The sequence below is a fragment of the Vibrio sp. 1S139 genome, from assembly GCF_041439475.1.
GTDB classification, from domain to species: domain Bacteria; phylum Pseudomonadota; class Gammaproteobacteria; order Enterobacterales; family Vibrionaceae; genus Vibrio; species Vibrio crassostreae_C.
This window is the reverse complement of record NZ_JBGOOD010000005.1, coordinates 75152-91926: the sequence shown is the minus strand read 5'-3', so window position 1 is coordinate 91926 and position 16775 is coordinate 75152. Positions and strand designations below refer to the sequence as shown.

Annotated in this window: 14 protein-coding genes; 4 read left to right on the top strand and 10 right to left on the bottom strand. The window is 45.3% G+C overall.

Annotated elements, in window-relative coordinates; translation table 11 throughout:
* Window positions 1-63: 63 nt before the first annotated feature.
* The 6 genes from ACED46_RS03325 to aspA all read right to left on the bottom strand — a co-directional run bounded on the left by ACED46_RS03325 (window position 64) and on the right by aspA (window position 9127).
* Window positions 64-1074: an ornithine carbamoyltransferase gene (locus ACED46_RS03325; protein ID WP_371720888.1), complete on the bottom strand. Its 1011-nt coding sequence runs from the start codon at window positions 1072-1074 to the stop codon at window positions 64-66.
* Between the two features lie 141 nt (window positions 1075-1215).
* Window positions 1216-2127 carry a carbamate kinase gene (gene arcC, locus ACED46_RS03320; RefSeq protein ID WP_017062723.1) on the bottom strand — a complete coding sequence of 304 codons (912 nt, stop codon included), beginning with the start codon at window positions 2125-2127 and terminating at the stop codon, window positions 1216-1218.
* Between the two features lie 73 nt (window positions 2128-2200).
* The gene (gene arcA, locus ACED46_RS03315; RefSeq protein ID WP_017062724.1) at window positions 2201-3424 is read right to left on the bottom strand and encodes an arginine deiminase; all 1224 of its coding nucleotides are present in this window, start codon (window positions 3422-3424) and stop codon (window positions 2201-2203) included.
* A gap of 804 nt (window positions 3425-4228) precedes the next feature.
* The gene (locus tag ACED46_RS03310; protein WP_371720887.1) at window positions 4229-5677 is read right to left on the bottom strand and encodes a YfcC family protein; all 1449 of its coding nucleotides are present in this window, start codon (window positions 5675-5677) and stop codon (window positions 4229-4231) included.
* A 510-nt stretch (window positions 5678-6187) separates the two neighbouring features.
* Window positions 6188-7495: an anaerobic C4-dicarboxylate transporter gene (locus tag ACED46_RS03305; RefSeq protein ID WP_017061168.1), complete on the bottom strand. Its 1308-nt coding sequence runs from the start codon at window positions 7493-7495 to the stop codon at window positions 6188-6190.
* Window positions 7496-7675: 180 nt separating this feature from the next.
* Window positions 7676-9127 (bottom strand): aspartate ammonia-lyase, encoded by a 1452-nt coding sequence (aspA, locus tag ACED46_RS03300; RefSeq protein WP_371720886.1) that lies wholly within the window; start codon window positions 9125-9127, stop codon window positions 7676-7678.
* Between the two features lie 284 nt (window positions 9128-9411).
* Between aspA and ACED46_RS03295 the strand changes: the two genes are divergently transcribed.
* On the top strand, window positions 9412-9936 hold the full coding sequence (locus ACED46_RS03295; protein WP_004729712.1) for an FxsA family protein: 525 nt from the start codon (window positions 9412-9414) through the stop codon (window positions 9934-9936).
* A 139-nt stretch (window positions 9937-10075) separates the two neighbouring features.
* On the opposite strand, the gene trmL is transcribed toward ACED46_RS03295, so the two are convergent.
* The 4 genes from trmL to ACED46_RS03275 all read right to left on the bottom strand — a co-directional run bounded on the left by trmL (window position 10076) and on the right by ACED46_RS03275 (window position 13395).
* Window positions 10076-10555 carry a tRNA (uridine(34)/cytosine(34)/5-carboxymethylaminomethyluridine(34)-2'-O)-methyltransferase TrmL gene (trmL, locus tag ACED46_RS03290; RefSeq protein ID WP_009844716.1) on the bottom strand — a complete coding sequence of 160 codons (480 nt, stop codon included), beginning with the start codon at window positions 10553-10555 and terminating at the stop codon, window positions 10076-10078.
* 77 nt (window positions 10556-10632) lie between these two features.
* Window positions 10633-11250, bottom strand: a complete 618-nt coding sequence (locus ACED46_RS03285) for a superoxide dismutase (RefSeq protein WP_017066564.1) — start codon at window positions 11248-11250, stop codon at window positions 10633-10635.
* Between the two features lie 76 nt (window positions 11251-11326).
* Complete coding sequence (gene cpxA, locus ACED46_RS03280; RefSeq protein WP_017066565.1) at window positions 11327-12706, bottom strand: envelope stress sensor histidine kinase CpxA; 1380 nt, start codon at window positions 12704-12706, stop codon at window positions 11327-11329.
* Window positions 12706-13395, bottom strand: a complete 690-nt coding sequence (locus ACED46_RS03275; protein ID WP_017066566.1) for a response regulator — start codon at window positions 13393-13395, stop codon at window positions 12706-12708. Before ACED46_RS03275 ends, cpxA begins: the two co-directional genes overlap by 1 nt.
* Before the next feature lie 178 nt (window positions 13396-13573).
* Here ACED46_RS03275 and ACED46_RS03270 point away from each other — a divergent pair, with 178 nt between their 5' ends.
* From ACED46_RS03270 to pfkA, 3 genes are all read left to right on the top strand, one after another.
* A complete protein-coding gene (locus ACED46_RS03270; RefSeq protein WP_371720885.1) occupies window positions 13574-14083 on the top strand; it encodes a CpxP family protein in 510 nt (169 codons plus the stop codon).
* A 164-nt stretch (window positions 14084-14247) separates the two neighbouring features.
* Window positions 14248-15156 carry a CDF family cation-efflux transporter FieF gene (fieF, locus tag ACED46_RS03265; protein ID WP_371720884.1) on the top strand — a complete coding sequence of 303 codons (909 nt, stop codon included), beginning with the start codon at window positions 14248-14250 and terminating at the stop codon, window positions 15154-15156.
* Between the two features lie 317 nt (window positions 15157-15473).
* Complete coding sequence (gene pfkA, locus ACED46_RS03260; protein WP_017061160.1) at window positions 15474-16436, top strand: 6-phosphofructokinase; 963 nt, start codon at window positions 15474-15476, stop codon at window positions 16434-16436.
* The last annotated feature ends 339 nt before the right edge of the window (window positions 16437-16775 follow it).

The window sequence follows — 16775 nt, the reverse complement described above, 5'->3', positions numbered from 1 at the left end:
ATGTCTCGCGAACAAGTGAGTGCTTAACTTCTTAGTTGTTTCGATTCTTAGCTGTTTAGGTAATTAACTGCCTAGTGTTGCAACCATTACTGCTTTGATGGTGTGCATGCGGTTTTCAGCTTCATCGAACACGATAGAGTATTCAGACTCAACTACCTCATCAGTCACTTCCACACCGTCTTTTAGCTGTGGATATTCAGCCGCAAGTTGTTTGCCTACCGTGGTATCTTCGCCATGGAAAGCTGGCAGACAGTGCATGAATTTCACATGTGGGTTACCCGTTGCTTTCAGCATTTCCATGTTCACTTGGTAAGGCATCATTAGGTTGATACGCTCAGCCCATGCTTCTTTCGCTTCGCCCATAGATACCCAAACGTCGGTGTACAGGAAGTCACAATCTTGCACGCCTTCTTGAACATCTTCAGTCAGTGTAATTTTGCCACCTGTGTGCTCTGCGATTTCACGACACTGAGCCAATAGTTCTTCTTGTGGCCAGAACTGTTTTGGAGCAACAAGGCGAATGTCCATGCCCATTTTCGCTGCGCCAACCATCAGAGAGTTACCCATGTTGTTGCGAGCATCACCTAGGTAAGCAAAGCTGATTTCATGCAGTTGTTTACCACGGCCGTATTCCGTCATGGTTAGGAAGTCAGCAAGAATTTGTGTAGGGTGGAATTCGTCAGTCAGACCATTCCATACTGGAACTCCAGCGTAAGCGCCTAGCTCTTCAACAATCTCTTGACCGAAGCCGCGGTATTCAATGCCATCGTACATACGGCCAAGAACGCGAGCGGTATCTTTCATTGATTCTTTGTGGCCAATTTGAGAGCCAGATGGGCCTAAGTAAGACACGCGAGCGCCTTGGTCGAATGCCGCTACTTCGAATGCACAGCGAGTACGAGTTGAGGTTTTCTCAAAGATAAGCGCAATGTTTTTGCCAGTTAGTGTTGGCTGTTCGTAACCGTTGTACTTCGCTTTTTTTAGCTCCATAGAAAGATCTAATAAGTGTTGAATTTCGCGTGGAGTGAAATCTAGTAGTTTTAGGAAGTTACGATTGCGTAGGTTAAAAGCCATGATGTATTCCTTCTTAGATTTAGGCGCTTTCTTGTTACAGGGAAAGAAAATTCAAGAAAGCGCGATTCAATTTTTGTGTATTAATTTCAGTTCAAACGGTGATTCAGTTTTCTCGCAAGGTTTGAAAAGCTCGCGAGTAGATTAATCTTTGGTGATGTTGGTGCCCGCCAAGCCTTGCAGGATTTGCAAACCATCTTCGAGTGCACCAATACCGACGACTTTGCCGCCTTGCTGAATGAATTCGCACGATGCTTCAATTTTTGGTCCCATAGAGCCTGCATCAAATTCGAATTTCGCCAGTTCACTTGGTGTGGTGCTGCGCAGTGCGTGTTGAGTCGGTTTGCCCCAATCAAGGTAAACAGCGTCCGCGTCGGTCAAAATAAGCAGTGCATCCGCATCCAGTTGTTTCGCTAAGAAAGCCGCTGACATGTCTTTGTCGATAACCGCTTCAACACCCACTAATTTGCCGTTCTCTTTTTTCACTGGGATGCCACCGCCGCCAGTACAAATCACTAGGTGGCCTGCATCGATAAGTTGGGTGATCGCTTCGTGCTCAACAATGCCAGTAGGGCGTGGGCTTGGCACAACGCGACGGAAGTGTTGGCCGTCTGGTTTGACGATCCAGTGGAATTTCTCCGCCAATTCACGCGCTTCCGCTTCTTCGTAGATCGGGCCAATCGGCTTCGTTGGATCGGCGAATGCAGGATCGTTTGGATCAACGGTCATTTGCGTCAACATGCACGAGATGTTGCGGTTAGGTAGATAGTTCTTGAACTCTTGCATCAGCATGTAGCCGATCATGCCTTGAGTCTCACTGCCCAATACATCTAGCGGATACGGGTTTACTTTTTTGTATTCCAAACCTTGCAGAGCCAGTAAACCAACTTGTGGGCCATTACCATGTACTAGAACCACGTTGTACACTTTCGCGATTTCAGAGATGGTTTTAACCGCTGTTTCAATATTACGGCGTTGAACATCGGCTTCTAACGGCTCACCGCGACGAAGTAAGGCATTACCGCCGAGTGCAACAACAACAGTTTGCTTAGTCATAATTGTGTTCTCTCATTTTGGCCAAGCTGAGATTATTTAAGATCATTCAACTTGGCCGTTTTCGTCTTAGTGATTAGATACCATCACGCTCAATTGGGCAGCTCATGCAGCGTGCGCCACCGCGACCGCGGCCAAGTTCATCTCCAGGGATAGGAAGAACTGTGATGCCTGCTTTATCGTATTTTTCATTGGTGTATGTGTTGCCTTCGTAGCCAATCACGACGCCAGGTTTAACCGTTAGAACGTTGTTTGCATCGTTCCACTGCTCACGTTCTGCATGGAAGTTGTCACCACCAGTCGTGATTAGGTTTAACTTGTCTACGCCCAATGCTTTTTCGATAGCCGTTACGAAGTAGCCTTCCTCTTTCACTTTTACCGCACCAGACTCATCGCCAGTTAAGTTCCAGCACTGAACGTCTTTACTCACCACTTCAGGGTAAACAGAGAACGTATCTTCGTTCATGTGCGTCATAACGGTGTCTAAGTGCATGCAAGAGCGGTGTTTTGGTAGCTGCATTGCGATAACTTGTTTCGCTTGACCGTGTTTGAATAGGCTCGATGCTAAGTGCTCAACACCTTGTGCTGTTGTACGCTCAGACATACCGATAAGAACCGTACCGCGACCGATTACAAGAACGTCACCGCCTTCAATGGTTGAGTTGTCGTAGCTGATGTTTTCTTCATCGCCGAAGTACTTAATGAAGTCTTGGCCAGCAAATGTTGGGTGCCAGCGGTAAATAGCGCGAACGTGGTTGGTTTCACGTTGACGAGCAGGTTTCGCCATCGGGTTGATGGATACGCCACCGTATACCCAGCAAGATGTGTCACGAGTAAATAGGTGGTTTGGTAGCGGTTCGATAATGAAGTCGGTTGGTGCGTGCATGCCTTGCATCATTGAAGATGATTTCATTGGCATCTCAGCGTAAGACAGACCACCCGTTAGGATTTTTGCTAGTTCTAGGTTTGGTAAGTCGCCCAAGTAGCAGCGCACATCGTTAGCAAAGGTTTTGCCTAAGCGGTAATCAGAAACTTGATGATTCAAAAGCCAATCTTTCGCTTCTGGCACTGCTAGCGTGTCTGCTAGTAGGTCAGTAAGAAGAAGAACTTCAACACCTTGATCACGCAGCGTTTGAGTAAATGCGTCATGCTCTTTACCAGCACGTTCAACAGCCAGTACGTCATCAAATAGTAAATCGTGACAGTTAGAGGGTGTTAGGTGAGTCAGTGCGCGTCTTGGACGGTGAACTAGAACGCGGCGTAATTGACCTATTTCAGAACCTACATAGAACTTACTCATGATCGTCTCTCTCTTATATATTTGAATTACTTTTATCGCTAAGAGTAATTATTTATTTTCAGTTGAGAAGAATGAATTATTTATTCATATCTCTTGTCTGGAATTAATATTACGCCTGCTAGTCAGGTATTCTTAGAGATCTATCACAAATCGTTTTTTATCCCGCAGCCCTTTAAAATTAAGGGTTTAACAAACTTTATGCACTTTCAGTTATGAATAATACATTCTAAATAGTTAGCAGTTAGGGAACTTTATGCACGCTTTTTTGACGAAACTTACTAGAATCTAATTTACGAGGGATTATATGCAGAATAGTTTTATTGATAAGAGTGTACTTAGCTTGGAAGTATGCAGTGTTTTTATTTAGATATTTAATTTTGGATGTGGAATTAATTGTTTATTAACAAAGTAAATGCGAATAAAGCTGTTGCGATCACATTTTAAAATCGGCTGTTTAAGTGTGTTTTTTGATAGAAAAGGGCATTAATCCTCGTCTGTTTATTAGGCTATTAATTACTTTAAATATAATTAACGCTAATAAGTGACTAACTATTTGTTTAAACATCATGGTTGAAAATAGAGTGTTATTTCATCAAGAAAATTAGATGTTTAAAAGTAGGATTGATTCTTCTATTGCGAGTGCTTTGAGTTTAGTTGAGCTTGGCTACGAACAGAAGAACCTTGAATATCGCGTGTATGGCTTTGAGGAGCTGTTTCAGTGGCAGAGGGTTACATTGAGAGGGAACAATAAAAAAGCCGCTGTGAGAAGCGGCTTTGGATGAGAAAGGAGTGAAGTGCTGTTAGTTAGATCAGCGCACCAATACTCAGTACAACAATGCAGAACACCATCAATATACCGACTAGTGGCATCACCCATTTAACCCAGCGCACGTAAGGGACACGAGCAATCGCCAAACCACCCATCACCACCGCGGAGGTTGGGGTGATTAGGTTCACCAAGCCAGATGCAGATTGGTACGCAGTGATAACCAAGTCACGACCTACGCCAGCAAAGTCGGCCAGTGGTGCCATGATTGGCATGGTCAGTACCGCTAAGCCAGAGGTCGATGGCACTAAGAACGACAGTAGAATCTCTAAGAAGAACATCACGTTAATGAAGGTAACCGAAGAAAGCCCCGTTACCATCTGTTCTGCTGAGAAGAGAATGGTATCGGTGATCATACCGCGGTCCATCACCACTACGATACCACGTGCAATACCTATGATGAGCGCAACGCCAAGTAGGTCGCGGGCACCATCAATGAAGCTGGTGGTAAACTCTTCTTCGCTCATGCGAGCCACAATACCAACGATGATGGTTGCTGCTAAGAACATCGCTGAGATCTCAGCCATCCACCATCCAGCAACGGATACACCATAAATCATTACAGCGAACGAGCCACCAAAAATGGTCAGAATCAGTTTGCGAGTCGCGGTGAATTCAAGTTTTTCGCCGCTCGCATTACCTAAGAAGTGCGCTTTGTTCTCTTCGTATTTGTCGTAGACAATTGATGTTGTTGGATCGGCTTGAACCATTCTTGCGTAACGCATTACGTAGGCAACACAAATACCCCAACCAATAATCAACATCGCAATGCGCAACACGATACCGTCTGTAAATGGAATACCAGAGGCGTTGGCAGCGATCACGGTTGCGAATGGGTTAATCGTTGAACCCAGCACCCCAATACCTGCACCAAGCAGTACGGTCGCAGCGGCAACAAGAGGGTCAAAGCGAGCTGCCATCATTACCGGCACTAGCAATGTATAGAAGGGCAGTGATTCTTCCGCCATGCCGTAGACGGTACCACCTGCGGCAAATAGCGCCATCAGTATTGGTATCATCAACTCTTCTCGCCCTTCTAAGCGGGCGGTGACGCGCTCGATACCGGCATCAATGGCACCCGTTTTGGTTACTAGCCCTAAGAAGCCACCAATGATTAAGATGAACAGCGAAACGTCGATAGCCGCCGCTTCATAGCTATTGTGGTCATAGAAGCCGTCAATAGGCGCGAGCAGTACATCAATCACGCCTTGAGGGTTACCTTCTACCGCTTGATAGGTTCCGGTTACGGGTACTTCTCGGCCTAGCTCTTCATTCATTGCACGGTCGTATTGGCCTGCTGGAACAATCCAGGTAAGCAGTGCGACGAACGCAATCAGAATAAATAGAATGGTGTAGGCAGAAGGGAATTTAAAGTTGGCAAAGAAGCCGCCCTTTTTTTTCTCGCTTGGTATCGTTTGAGTTGTCATGGCTATCTCCTTACATCATCTTAAATAGAAGTGATGTGAATTAGCGACTAATGATTTATAGATTGTAAATACACGGACACTTATAAAGCACTCAACGATATAAAGTTGCTGACTTTAAATTAAGGTTGTTTTTATATTTACTAATCCAAATGAAGTTAGATTTAATTTAGCTGCGGTTATTTTATTCCTTACTCCGGTATTTAAGTTTGGTGCTGTTCACAAAAATAATGGCTAATAAAAGGGCTAAAAAATGGCAGAAAATCGTCAAGGTTTTTTGGTTAGTTAGCTTGGATTAATATTCGTTGTGGATTAACTGGAAGTGGAAGGAGATTGATTTGGTAGGTGTTGTTTATGATTTGGCAGAATAATCTTGGAATTTTATTCAAACTTTATTTTTAGGCGGTTTTTAAAGTTTATAATGGTTATTTGATGCGTATCAAATAACACATTGAGCAGAAAACAAAAAAGGAAGCCGAAGCTTCCTTTTAAATGTTCAATCACCAGCGAATGTTAGATAAACAGACCGCCGAATGCGAAGCCGAGTGCTACCGCAGTACTGATTGTTACCACACCTGGAATGAAGAATGGGTGGTTGAATACGTAGTTACCGATACGCGTTGAGCCTGTGTCATCCATCTCAACCGCTGCTAGTAGCGTAGGGTAAGTTGGAAGTACGAACAGCGCACTTACCGCAGCAAAAGAAGCAACGGCTGTTAGTGGTGCTACGCCAATCGCTAGTGCTGCAGGCATCAGTGCAACTGTTGTTGCGCCTTGAGAGTAAAGCAGCATAGAAGCGAAGAACAGAACAAGAGCCAGCATCCATGGGTAGTCAGCCAGTAGAGCGCCTGCTACGTCTTTGATTTCAGCAACGTGTGCGTTTACAAACGTTGAACCTAACCAAGCCACACCAAGTACACATACACATGCCGTCATACCAGAACGGAACGTTGGTGCTGAAGAAATCTTCGCTGCATCAATCTTAGTGAACATCACGATAGCCGCTGCTGCTGCCAGCATTACAGACATGATCGCTTCGTTACGACCTAGCGCCGGGTTTTCAATTAGGCCAACAGAGCTAGAGATAGCCGCTGCGTAACAAACCACGAAACCAATTGCAGCTAGGAAGATGTACGTTGCTTTCTTCGCTGTAGGTAGAATTTCGCGTTTCTCTTCTGTTGCTAGCTTGATTAGACCTTTCTCTAGACGTTCTTGATAAACAGGATCGTCTTTCAATTCGCTACCCATGTAGTTAGCAACAACCGCACCAACCATACAAGCGATGAAGGTTGTTGGGATACAAACCATCAATAGCGTTAGGTAATCAACACCAAATGGTGCCAACATTGCTGCGAAAGCCACAACTGCAGCCGAGATTGGCGAAGCTGTGATAGCAATTTGAGAAGCGACAACTGCGATAGACAGTGGACGAGAAGGACGAACACCTTGGCCTTTCGCTACTTCTGCAATAACAGGAAGCGTAGAGAATGCTGTGTGACCAGTACCCGCCATTAATGTCATTACAAAGGTCACAATCGGCGCGTAAAAGGTGATGCGTTCAGGGTGTTTACGCAAAAAGTTTTCGGCAATTTGTACCAACCAGTCCATACCGCCAGCAACTTGCATTGCAGCAATTGCGGTGATAACTGACATGATGATCAAGATTACGTCGATCGGGATGAAAGATTGGCTTGTTGGAACGCCAAGAATAAGTGAAAGGGCAATAACACCAGCACCACCGGCAAAACCAATACCGATACCGCCAATTCTGGCCCCCAAAAAGATAAAGAGCAGGACGACAAACAGTTCTACTGCAATCATAAGTAACACCTCATTTAGATTTTATTATGTGAACATTCGCCGCTGGAATGTTCACATAATAGTTCTATGGTTTAGATTCAATTTGGCAAAAGCGCAACCAACGGAAATCCACAAAATAATCATGGTTAACCGTATTGGAGCCTAAAAAAGGGCTCCGTTTGGAACCCTTTCTCGCTAACTTTATTCGTAGCGCTTCGCTTTATACTGAGGATGCATCAAATTTTCAACAGAGAAAATGTCATCAAGTTCTTCTTCGGTCAATAAACCGCGTTCTAGAACTACATCACGAACACTCTTACCTGTTTCTGCACAGATCTTACCAACAATGTCACCTTCGTGGTGGCCAATGTATGGGTTTAGGTAAGTGACGATACCGATAGAGTTAAATACGTGCGCTTCACATACTTCTTTGTTTACCGTAATGCCGTCTACACACTTGTCGCGCAGGTTCACACAAGCGTTTGTCAGAATGTCTAGAGACTCAAACATGCTTTGTGCAATAACAGGTTCCATTACGTTCAGTTGAAGTTGACCACCTTCCGCAGCGAAAGAAACCGTGTTGTCGTTACCTAGAACTTTGAAGCAAACTTGGTTTACTACTTCAGGTACAACTGGGTTTACTTTAGCAGGCATGATTGAAGAACCTGCTTGCAGTTCAGGTAGGTTTAGCTCGTTCAAACCAGTACGTGGACCTGAAGAAAGTAGACGCAAGTCGTTACAGATCTTAGATAGCTTAACTGCTAGACGCTTAAGTGCGCCGTGCGTCATTACGTATGCGCCACAGTCAGACGTTGCTTCGATTAAATCTTCAGCCGCTACACACTCTAGGCCTGTTACTTCTGCTAGGTGTTTCACTGCTAGGCCTTGGTAACCCGGTGCTGCGTTCAGACCTGTACCGATAGCCGTTGCGCCTAGGTTTACTTCAAGCAGTAGTTTTGAAGTGTATTCTAGGTTTTTGATTTCTTCATTGATGGTTACAGCCCAAGCGTGGAACTCTTGGCCAACCGTCATTGGAACTGCGTCTTGAAGCTGAGTACGACCCATCTTCAAAATCGTGTTGAATTCTTGGCTCTTAAGCTCAAATGCACCTTTTAGGTATTCGATAGCATCGATCAGTTTACGCACGCTGTTGTAAACAGAGATGCGGAAGCCCGTTGGGTAAGCACAGTTTGTAGATTGGCTGCGGTTTACATGGTCATTTGGGTTGATGAACTCGTATTGGCCTTTTTCTTTGCCCATAAGTTCAAGTGCCACGTTCGCAACGACTTCGTTCGCGTTCATGTTTACAGAAGTACCAGCACCACCTTGGAAAACGTCCGATGGGAACTGATCCATGCACTTGCCAGTGTCTAGAATGAGGTCACAAGCTTCGATGATGTATTTAGCCACTTCGCTTGGAATTACACCTAACTCTTTGTTTGCTAAAGCCGCTGCTTTCTTTGTCATCACCATACCGCGAACGAATTCAGGTACATCTGAGATCGTTACATTTGAGATGTTGAAGTTTTCAACTGCGCGTAGAGTGTGGATGCCGTAGTAAGCATCAGCCGGAACATGACGTTGACCTAATAGATCTTCTTCGAGACGAGTAGCTTGAGGAGCTTCAACTTGAGCTTCTGATTGAGTAGCCATAACAGGATCCTTAGAGAATTATTCTGATTATATAGTTAGTTATTAGCCTATTCTGTGTGCAAATACTCCGTTCGCTAGAATATTGGGCTGATAAATCCGTCCTGACTTATGTGGCACATGATACTGTACTTAGCGCATAAAAATATTAAGTTGATCACCTTTTTCGTTTTTGTTTCGTCAATATTTAGCAAACTTATTCCGGGTCAATAAACACGCTTATTTACAGGATAAATTTGAGATTGATAGGGCTTTCAGCGTAAACTGGATGTAACAAAGGAGGGCGTGTGTTTCCTATCTTATTATTACTATTTATCTTCGTACCCATCATTGAGATTGGGCTATTTATTCAAGTTGGTGGCTTCTTAGGATTGTGGCCAACTATCGCGTTGGTTCTGATCACTGCATTTGTGGGTGCATCGCTGGTTCGTAGCCAAGGCATTCAGACACTTATGTCTGTTCAAGGTCGGTTGCAACAAGGCGAAATGCCAGCACAACAGATTCTTGAAGGCGTGATGCTTGCGGTTGCAGGCGTATTGCTGCTGACTCCGGGTTTTATGACGGACGCACTCGGTATGTTGGTATTGTTACCAGCACCAAGAGCGATGATTGCCAAGAAAATGATGGAAAAAATGGTGGTGACCAATATGTCTGGTGGTTTTCATGCGGGTGGACAAGCTGGTTTTGGCCAGAGCCCATTTGGACAAGACCCATTCAATTCAGGTCCATCTGACCAATCAAAAGACGGCAACACCTTTGAGGGTGAGTTTGAGAAGAAAGACGACGACAACGATCGTAACCGCTTAAATTAATCCGTTTTTTCTCTTTTCTTTATATAGAGGGAAAAACAGAAAAGGCTCTTACCGTTATCCTTCGCAAGAAAGTGATAATGGTAAGAGCCTTTTTATTGCGCATTAGCGATTACAGATAACAGGCAGTTTGAGCGTTCGGTTATACCGCGCCTTCAAAGCCCATTTGTCGCCATGCTTCAAAAGCAATGATTGCCACTGCGTTAGACAGGTTCAGGCTGCGCGCGTCTGGCATCATTGGAATACGAATGCGTTGTTCCATTGGCATGCTTTCAATGAACTCAGCAGGCAGGCCGCGAGTCTCTGGGCCAAACATCAACACATCACCTTGTTGGAATTTTGCATCAACGTGGTGACCTGTCGTTTTAGTGGTGCAGGCAAAGATGCGGAAGTCACCCTCGCGTTCATTCTCAAGATACTCAAGGAAAGCTTCTAGGTTCTTGTGACGCTTAACTCGCGCAAGGTCGTGGTAATCCAAGCCAGCACGACGAACCTTCTTCTCTTCAAAATCAAAGCCAAGCGGTTCAATCAGGTGCAGGTTTGCGCCGCAGTTAGCACATAGGCGGATGATGTTACCCGTATTGGGTGCAATTTCTGGTTCGTATAGAGCGATATCAAACATGTTGGTTCACAAGAGTAATCAAAGATAGCCCGAGTATACGGTGGCAAGCTGAGTGAGTACAGTTCACCACCATTCGCTTACGCTTTATTCGCGAGTGCTTGTGCGTAGTTTTCAGCAACCGCCTTCCAATTCACCACATTCCACCATGCGTTGATGTAATCAGGACGACGGTTTTGGTAGCTGATGTAGTAGGCGTGTTCCCAAACATCGAGCGCAAGAATCGGTTCGCCATCACTGACAACGGTATCCATCCACGGATTATCTTGGTTCGAGGTTGAGATGATCTTCAGTTGCCCTTGCTCTACCACTAGCCAAGCAAAGCCGGAGCCAAAGGTATTGATCGCCGCTTGGGCGAACTGATCTTGGAATGTCTCGAAATCACCGAAGGTACTCTTGATAGCCTCACCAAGCTCGCCCGTAGGTTCACCACCGCCGTCTCGCGACATGCAGTTCCAGTACAAGATGTGATTGTAGTAGCCACCGCCATTGTTACGAACAGCCGGGCTGTGCTGAGAGATGTTGGCGAAGATCTCGGTCAGAGATTGCTGTTCTAGCTCGCTGCCAGACACCGCCGCAACAAACTTATCGTAGTAGGTTCTATGGTGCTTGCTGTAATGCACTTCCATTGTCTTAGCGTCAATGTAAGGCTCTAGGGCATCGTAAGCGTAGGGTAAAGCAGGGAAAGTGTGCGACATGGTAAATCCTCCTTAATTAGAGGATTTACCATAATGGTAATGACAATCATTATCAACTGCGATCTTTGTGGGGGTATTACACCGGTAAGATAGGCAGGGTGATTTCGAGTTGTAATCCACCGAGCTGGCTGCGGGTTGCGGTGATGGTTCCGCTGTGTTGGCGAATCGCACTTTCAGTAATGGTTAATCCAAGCCCTGTGCCGCCAGAGTTTCTGTCACGCGCTGTTGAGACACGGTAAAAAGGTCTGAAGATAGAATCGAGTTCATCCTCTGGAACACCATCACCATTATCATTGACGCAAATTGTTAGCTGATCTTGAACCACATGGAACTGTACATCCACTTGGTCTTTACCGTAGTAGATGGCATTGCGTGTAATGTTGTCTAGCGCACTCATCAGCAGTTTAGGGTTCCCCGAAATAGAGCGTTCTGGGATCTCCGAGAACGTCAGTTGTTTGCCCATCTGTTCGGCTTCAAACTCTGCGTCTTTTAAGATCTCTTCCCATAGGCTCGAGATAGGCTGAACCTCACGAGTAATATGGCTGTCGACCTGCATACGAGATAGCGTCAGCAGCTCACTGATCATCTGTTCCAAACGCTGTGCTTCGGTATCAATGCGTTCTAACTCTTGGCTCTCGCCTTGTTTACGAATCGCCAGTGCATTGGCCATGCGAAGACGTGTCAGTGGCGAGCGGAGCTCGTGTGAGATATCAGAGAGCAGGCGTTGTTGCCCCGAAATCATCTGGTTTACCGCTTCTACCATCTGGTTAAAGCTTTCACCAGCTTGTCTGAACTCTGAAGTACCTTTTTCGAGTGTTGGATCGACCTCGAATTGACCTTTCGCCACGCGTTGTGCCGCGCGTTCTAGCCTGCGAGCGGGTTGACTCAGTGCCCAAGCTAACCAAAGTAATAGCGGGGTACTCGCCAACATCACGGCAAGCAATAGCTGCAGAGGTCTATCAAACAGGCGCAGTAAGAATGGCGGTGGTTGGTTCCACTTCACTCCGGCATACATCAGCAACTCTTCACCAGCGAGAGTAATTGGCACTGGCCCTGCGACCATGTAGTGTCCGTAGAGTTTTTGCTTCGGCATCTCAGGGTTATCAATCGAGGTAACAAAGTTACGAATCGCCTTTAGCTTATAGTCTGAATGCCTTTTCGAGGTAAGGACTGCGCCCTCAAGATCGGTCAGGTAGATGCGAGCTCTAGAATCCTTGCGGCTGCGTGGCGCCTCCAGTTGGAAGACAATCTTGCCCAGATTAGGTTCTTTGGCGTAGCGTTTCTCTGTGATTTTAGCGATACGCTCGAGTTTATCGAGGTGATCTGCGGGCACATCTCGCGCGACTCGAGGGTCTAAATGGGGAAGTGACAGCACCGACAAAAGCACCAGTAACATGGTGAACCAAAAGATAGCAAAGATACGTCCATATAAGCTGGTGATTTTAGGTATACGCATTAATCTTCCTCTACCAATAAGTAGCCACGGCCTCGTAAGGTTTTGATACGTGATTTGCCGTCAGTGCGCTCAGGAATCTTCTTACGTAGATTAGAGATGTGCATGTCTATCGCGCGGTCAAACGCTGCGAGCCTTTTACCCAGCACATCCAAACTCAGTGCTTCTTTGGTGATCACTTGCCCTGGGTTTTGGATAAGGTGACTCAGTAGGGCGAACTCGGTTGTGGTGAGGTCGATGAGCTCCCCATTGCAGTAGGCTTCTTGTTTGCCAGGGAAGACTTCGATGTCTTGATATTGAACTCTATCACTGGCCGCCTTAGGTGCGGTGTTGGTTTGAGTACGACGCAAGATAGCTCGAATACGAGCTAACAACTCTCGGTCACTGAAAGGTTTAGGCAGGTAATCATCCGCGCCAAGTTCAAGACCAATCACACGGTCGATCTCTTCGCCTTTTGCGGTCAGCATTAGTACCGGCGTTTCCCAATTTTCCCTCAGCTTTTTTAGCGTTTCCATGCCATTAAGGCGCGGCATCATTACATCCAAAAGGACCAGATCAATCTCATCATTGATCGCTTCAAGCCCGGCATAGCCATCATTGGCTTCGGAGACAGTGAAGCCCTCAAAGCTCAAAATGTCTTTAAGTAAGCTGGTTAACTCTGTGTCGTCATCAATAAGAAGAATGTTCGCCATTGGGAAGCCTTAATCATTTAGTTAGGTTAATAATACTGCTAATTATTCGTCAACTTTCACTCTTTACGATTCTTTACGCTTTCTAAACGTCACTTTACGAGGGAAAGACTAATCTATATTCAAGCGCTGAGAAACAGACGCAACACATGACTTATTATACCGAATTGAGGCAACAATTATGAAAATGACTAAGAAACTTGTACTAGCAGCTGCGGCACTTCCACTTATTTTTGGTACAGCAAGCGCGTATGCTTACGGTGGTGGTGATAAAGGTGACCACAAAGGTATGCACGACAAGTGTGGCGGTTTCGATAAAAAAGTAATGCGCCAACTAGACCTAACCGACGCTCAAAAAGAACAGTTAAAAGAGATGCGTGAAGCAGACCGTGCTGAGATGAAAGCAAAGCGCGGTGCAAACAAAACGGCAAAAATGGCGCAAATGAAAGCGCATCACGAAAAGGTTCAAGCATTGGTACTTGCTGACAACTTTGACGAAGCAGCAGCAAACGACCTAGCAAGCCAAATGGTTGAGAAGCAAACTGAGCGTCGCGTAGCAATGCTTAAGAAGCAACACCAAATGATGAGCGTACTAACGGCTGAGCAAAAGACTCAACTGAAAGAAACCCAACAAGAGCGCATGACTAAGTGTGCTGACAAAATGGGAAAACGCATGAACAAAGACAAGTAATTCATTGCTTGAAAAATCAGCGTTGAATGAAAGTGTTTAGAAAGAAGCGGCCGAGTGTCGCTTTTTTTGATCCTTAAAAATGAATGTTTTACATCATGGCTGTCATATTCAATTGGTGGTTTGCAGGTTATACTTTGTGCTATCAGTCACTTTATAGCCAAGTTATGAAACAAGAATACGCACGTTTAGTTACGCTCGCCGCTTGGGCAGCCACCACCATCGCCACTATTTTATTGATAGTGAAAGTCGCAGCTTGGTGGGTGACAGGTTCCGTGAGTCTGTTGGCTTCCGTCGTGGATTCAATGCTGGATATCGCGGCCTCTGTCGTTAACCTTATCGTGGTTCGTTACTCTCTGCAGCCTGCCGACAAAGAGCACACCTTTGGTCATGGTAAGGCTGAATCTCTCGCTGCATTAGCGCAGGCAATGTTTATTTCAGGCTCTGCATGTTTCCTTATTCTCAATGGTATTGAGCGCTTCTTCCGACCTCATGAACTGAATTCTCCAGAGATTGGTATCTATGTCAGCTTATTTGCGATGGTGATGACCTTCGGTTTGGTTCGATTCCAAAAGCATGTGGTCAACAAAACAGGCAGCCAAGCTATTGCGGCCGACTCTCTGCACTATCAATCAGACCTTTATATGAACGCTGCGATCATGCTGGCACTGGCATTGAGCTGGTTTGGGATTGGTCAGGCGGACTCAGTATTCGCGGTCGGTATCGGTATCTACATTCTGTACAGCGCTTATCAAATGGCGATGGAAGCGGTTCAGTCTCTGCTTGATCATAAGCTGCCAGATGATGAGCTGAAACAGATTAAAGAGACATCATTGAGCGTGGAAGGCGTGTTGGGTGTACATCAATTACGAACGCGTCGCTCGGGGCCAATACGCTTCATCCAACTGCATCTAGAATTGGAAGATAATATCCCACTTATTGAAGCGCATCGCATTTCTGACGAAGTAGAGGCTAAGCTTATCTCCTTGTTCCCTGATGCTGATGTATTAATTCACCAAGACCCGTATTCGGTCGTATTTGGACCAGAGAAGCAGCAGAAATTCCACTCGTGGTAATGCGTGCTAAAAATCAGCGGGCAAATGGTAAGTGAGTGGCTTTTGAACTAAAGTGAGTAAAAATTATTAACTGTTAGGTGATTCAAAAACCACCTTAGTAACAATTAATGTTGATTCTGATGTGAATCAACAAAGTTATTGAGTAAAACTGTAATACTCTTACAGAAGTAGAAATGTTACATAATTTTACGCGATTTGAGTGCTATTCCTGTTGAGGAAATGTAACATAACGCACAAATATAGATTTAAAATCTTGTTGATATACAATCAGCAAGAACAAGAATTGAATAATAGATTCCCAAAAATCGAGGGTGAGCATGATTAAGAAGATCGGTGTTTTGACCAGTGGTGGTGACGCTCCAGGTATGAACGCAGCAGTTCGCGGCGTTGTTCGTACTGCGTTATCAGTTGGCATTGAAGTTTACGGTATTTACGATGGCTACCAAGGCCTTGTTGAAGACCGCATCGAAAAGCTTGACCGTTCAAGCGTATCTGACGTGATCAACCGTGGTGGTACTTTCTTAGGTTCTGCACGTTTCCCTGAATTTAAAGACGTTGCTGTTCGTGAGAAAGGCATTGAGAACCTTAAGAAGCACGGTATCGAAGCACTTGTTGTTATCGGTGGTGACGGTTCTTACATGGGTGCTAAGAAGCTGACTGAAATGGGTTACCCATGTATCGGTCTTCCAGGCACAATCGATAACGATATCGCGGGTACTGACTACACAATCGGTTACCTAACAGCGCTTAACACTGTTATTGATTCAATTGACCGTCTACGTGACACGTCTTCTTCTCACCAACGTATTTCTATTGTTGAAATCATGGGCCGTCACTGTGGTGACCTTACGCTTATGTCAGCAATCGCGGGTGGTTGTGAGTACATCATTACTCCAGAGACTGGCCTAGATAAAGAACAGCTTATCAGCAACATCCAAGATGGTATTGCGAAAGGTAAGAAGCACGCAATCATCGCTCTAACTGAGCTAATGATGGATGCTAACGAACTGGCTAAAGAGATCGAATCTTCAACAGGTCGTGAAACTCGTGCAACGGTTCTTGGTCACATCCAACGTGGTGGTCGTCCTACTGCATTTGACCGTGTATTGGCTTCTCGCATGGGTAACTACGCTGTTCACCTTCTTCAAGAAGGTCACGGTGGTCGTTGTGTGGGTATCGAGAAAGAAGAACTTGTTCACCACGACATCATCGATTGTATCGAGAACATGCAGAACCCAGACCGTTCTGAGCTGTTCCGCGTTGCAGAAGAGTTGTTCTAAGCCACGCTTAGCGTTCGCTTAAAGAATTTAAAAACCGCTGATTATTCAGCGGTTTTTTTGTGCCTGCCGTTCTTTAGATTCATTGTAAAATCCCCTCCTAGCCTCCCCTTATGTCAGGTTTCTAGATCCCTTTAGCTTTCATTGGAAAGGGGAGGAACCGTTCCGTAGTTGTTGGAGCATATACCGACTACAACAAATTTTAGCGATTAACGTAAGCTTTCCTATTAGCGATTTATTGAACATTTTATGGTTTCAGTAAGCCTAGGAACCTAAGTGAACAAAGAAAGTTCTCCCCCTTTACCTTAGATCGGCAGGGTAATCGAAAATGTTGAAATAAGG

Bases quoted from the DNA above. Each gene is read 5' to 3' on its own strand.
- ACED46_RS03325 (WP_371720888.1), bottom strand. From the start codon at position 1,074: ATGGCTTTTAACCTACGCAATCGTAACTTCCTAAAACTACTAGATTTC.
- cpxA (WP_017066565.1), bottom strand. From the start codon at position 12,706: ATGCGTATACCTAAAATCACCAGCTTATATGGACGTATCTTTGCTATC.
- ACED46_RS03270 (WP_371720885.1), top strand. From the start codon at position 13,574: ATGAAAATGACTAAGAAACTTGTACTAGCAGCTGCGGCACTTCCACTT.
- trmL (WP_009844716.1), bottom strand. From the start codon at position 10,555: ATGTTTGATATCGCTCTATACGAACCAGAAATTGCACCCAATACGGGT.
- arcA (WP_017062724.1), bottom strand. From the start codon at position 3,424: ATGAGTAAGTTCTATGTAGGTTCTGAAATAGGTCAATTACGCCGCGTT.
- ACED46_RS03275 (WP_017066566.1), bottom strand. From the start codon at position 13,395: ATGGCGAACATTCTTCTTATTGATGACGACACAGAGTTAACCAGCTTA.
- fieF (WP_371720884.1), top strand. From the start codon at position 14,248: ATGAAACAAGAATACGCACGTTTAGTTACGCTCGCCGCTTGGGCAGCC.
- arcC (WP_017062723.1), bottom strand. From the start codon at position 2,127: ATGACTAAGCAAACTGTTGTTGTTGCACTCGGCGGTAATGCCTTACTT.
- pfkA (WP_017061160.1), top strand. From the start codon at position 15,474: ATGATTAAGAAGATCGGTGTTTTGACCAGTGGTGGTGACGCTCCAGGT.
- aspA (WP_371720886.1), bottom strand. From the start codon at position 9,127: ATGGCTACTCAATCAGAAGCTCAAGTTGAAGCTCCTCAAGCTACTCGT.
- ACED46_RS03285 (WP_017066564.1), bottom strand. From the start codon at position 11,250: ATGTCGCACACTTTCCCTGCTTTACCCTACGCTTACGATGCCCTAGAG.
- ACED46_RS03310 (WP_371720887.1), bottom strand. From the start codon at position 5,677: ATGACAACTCAAACGATACCAAGCGAGAAAAAAAAGGGCGGCTTCTTT.
- ACED46_RS03305 (WP_017061168.1), bottom strand. From the start codon at position 7,495: ATGATTGCAGTAGAACTGTTTGTCGTCCTGCTCTTTATCTTTTTGGGG.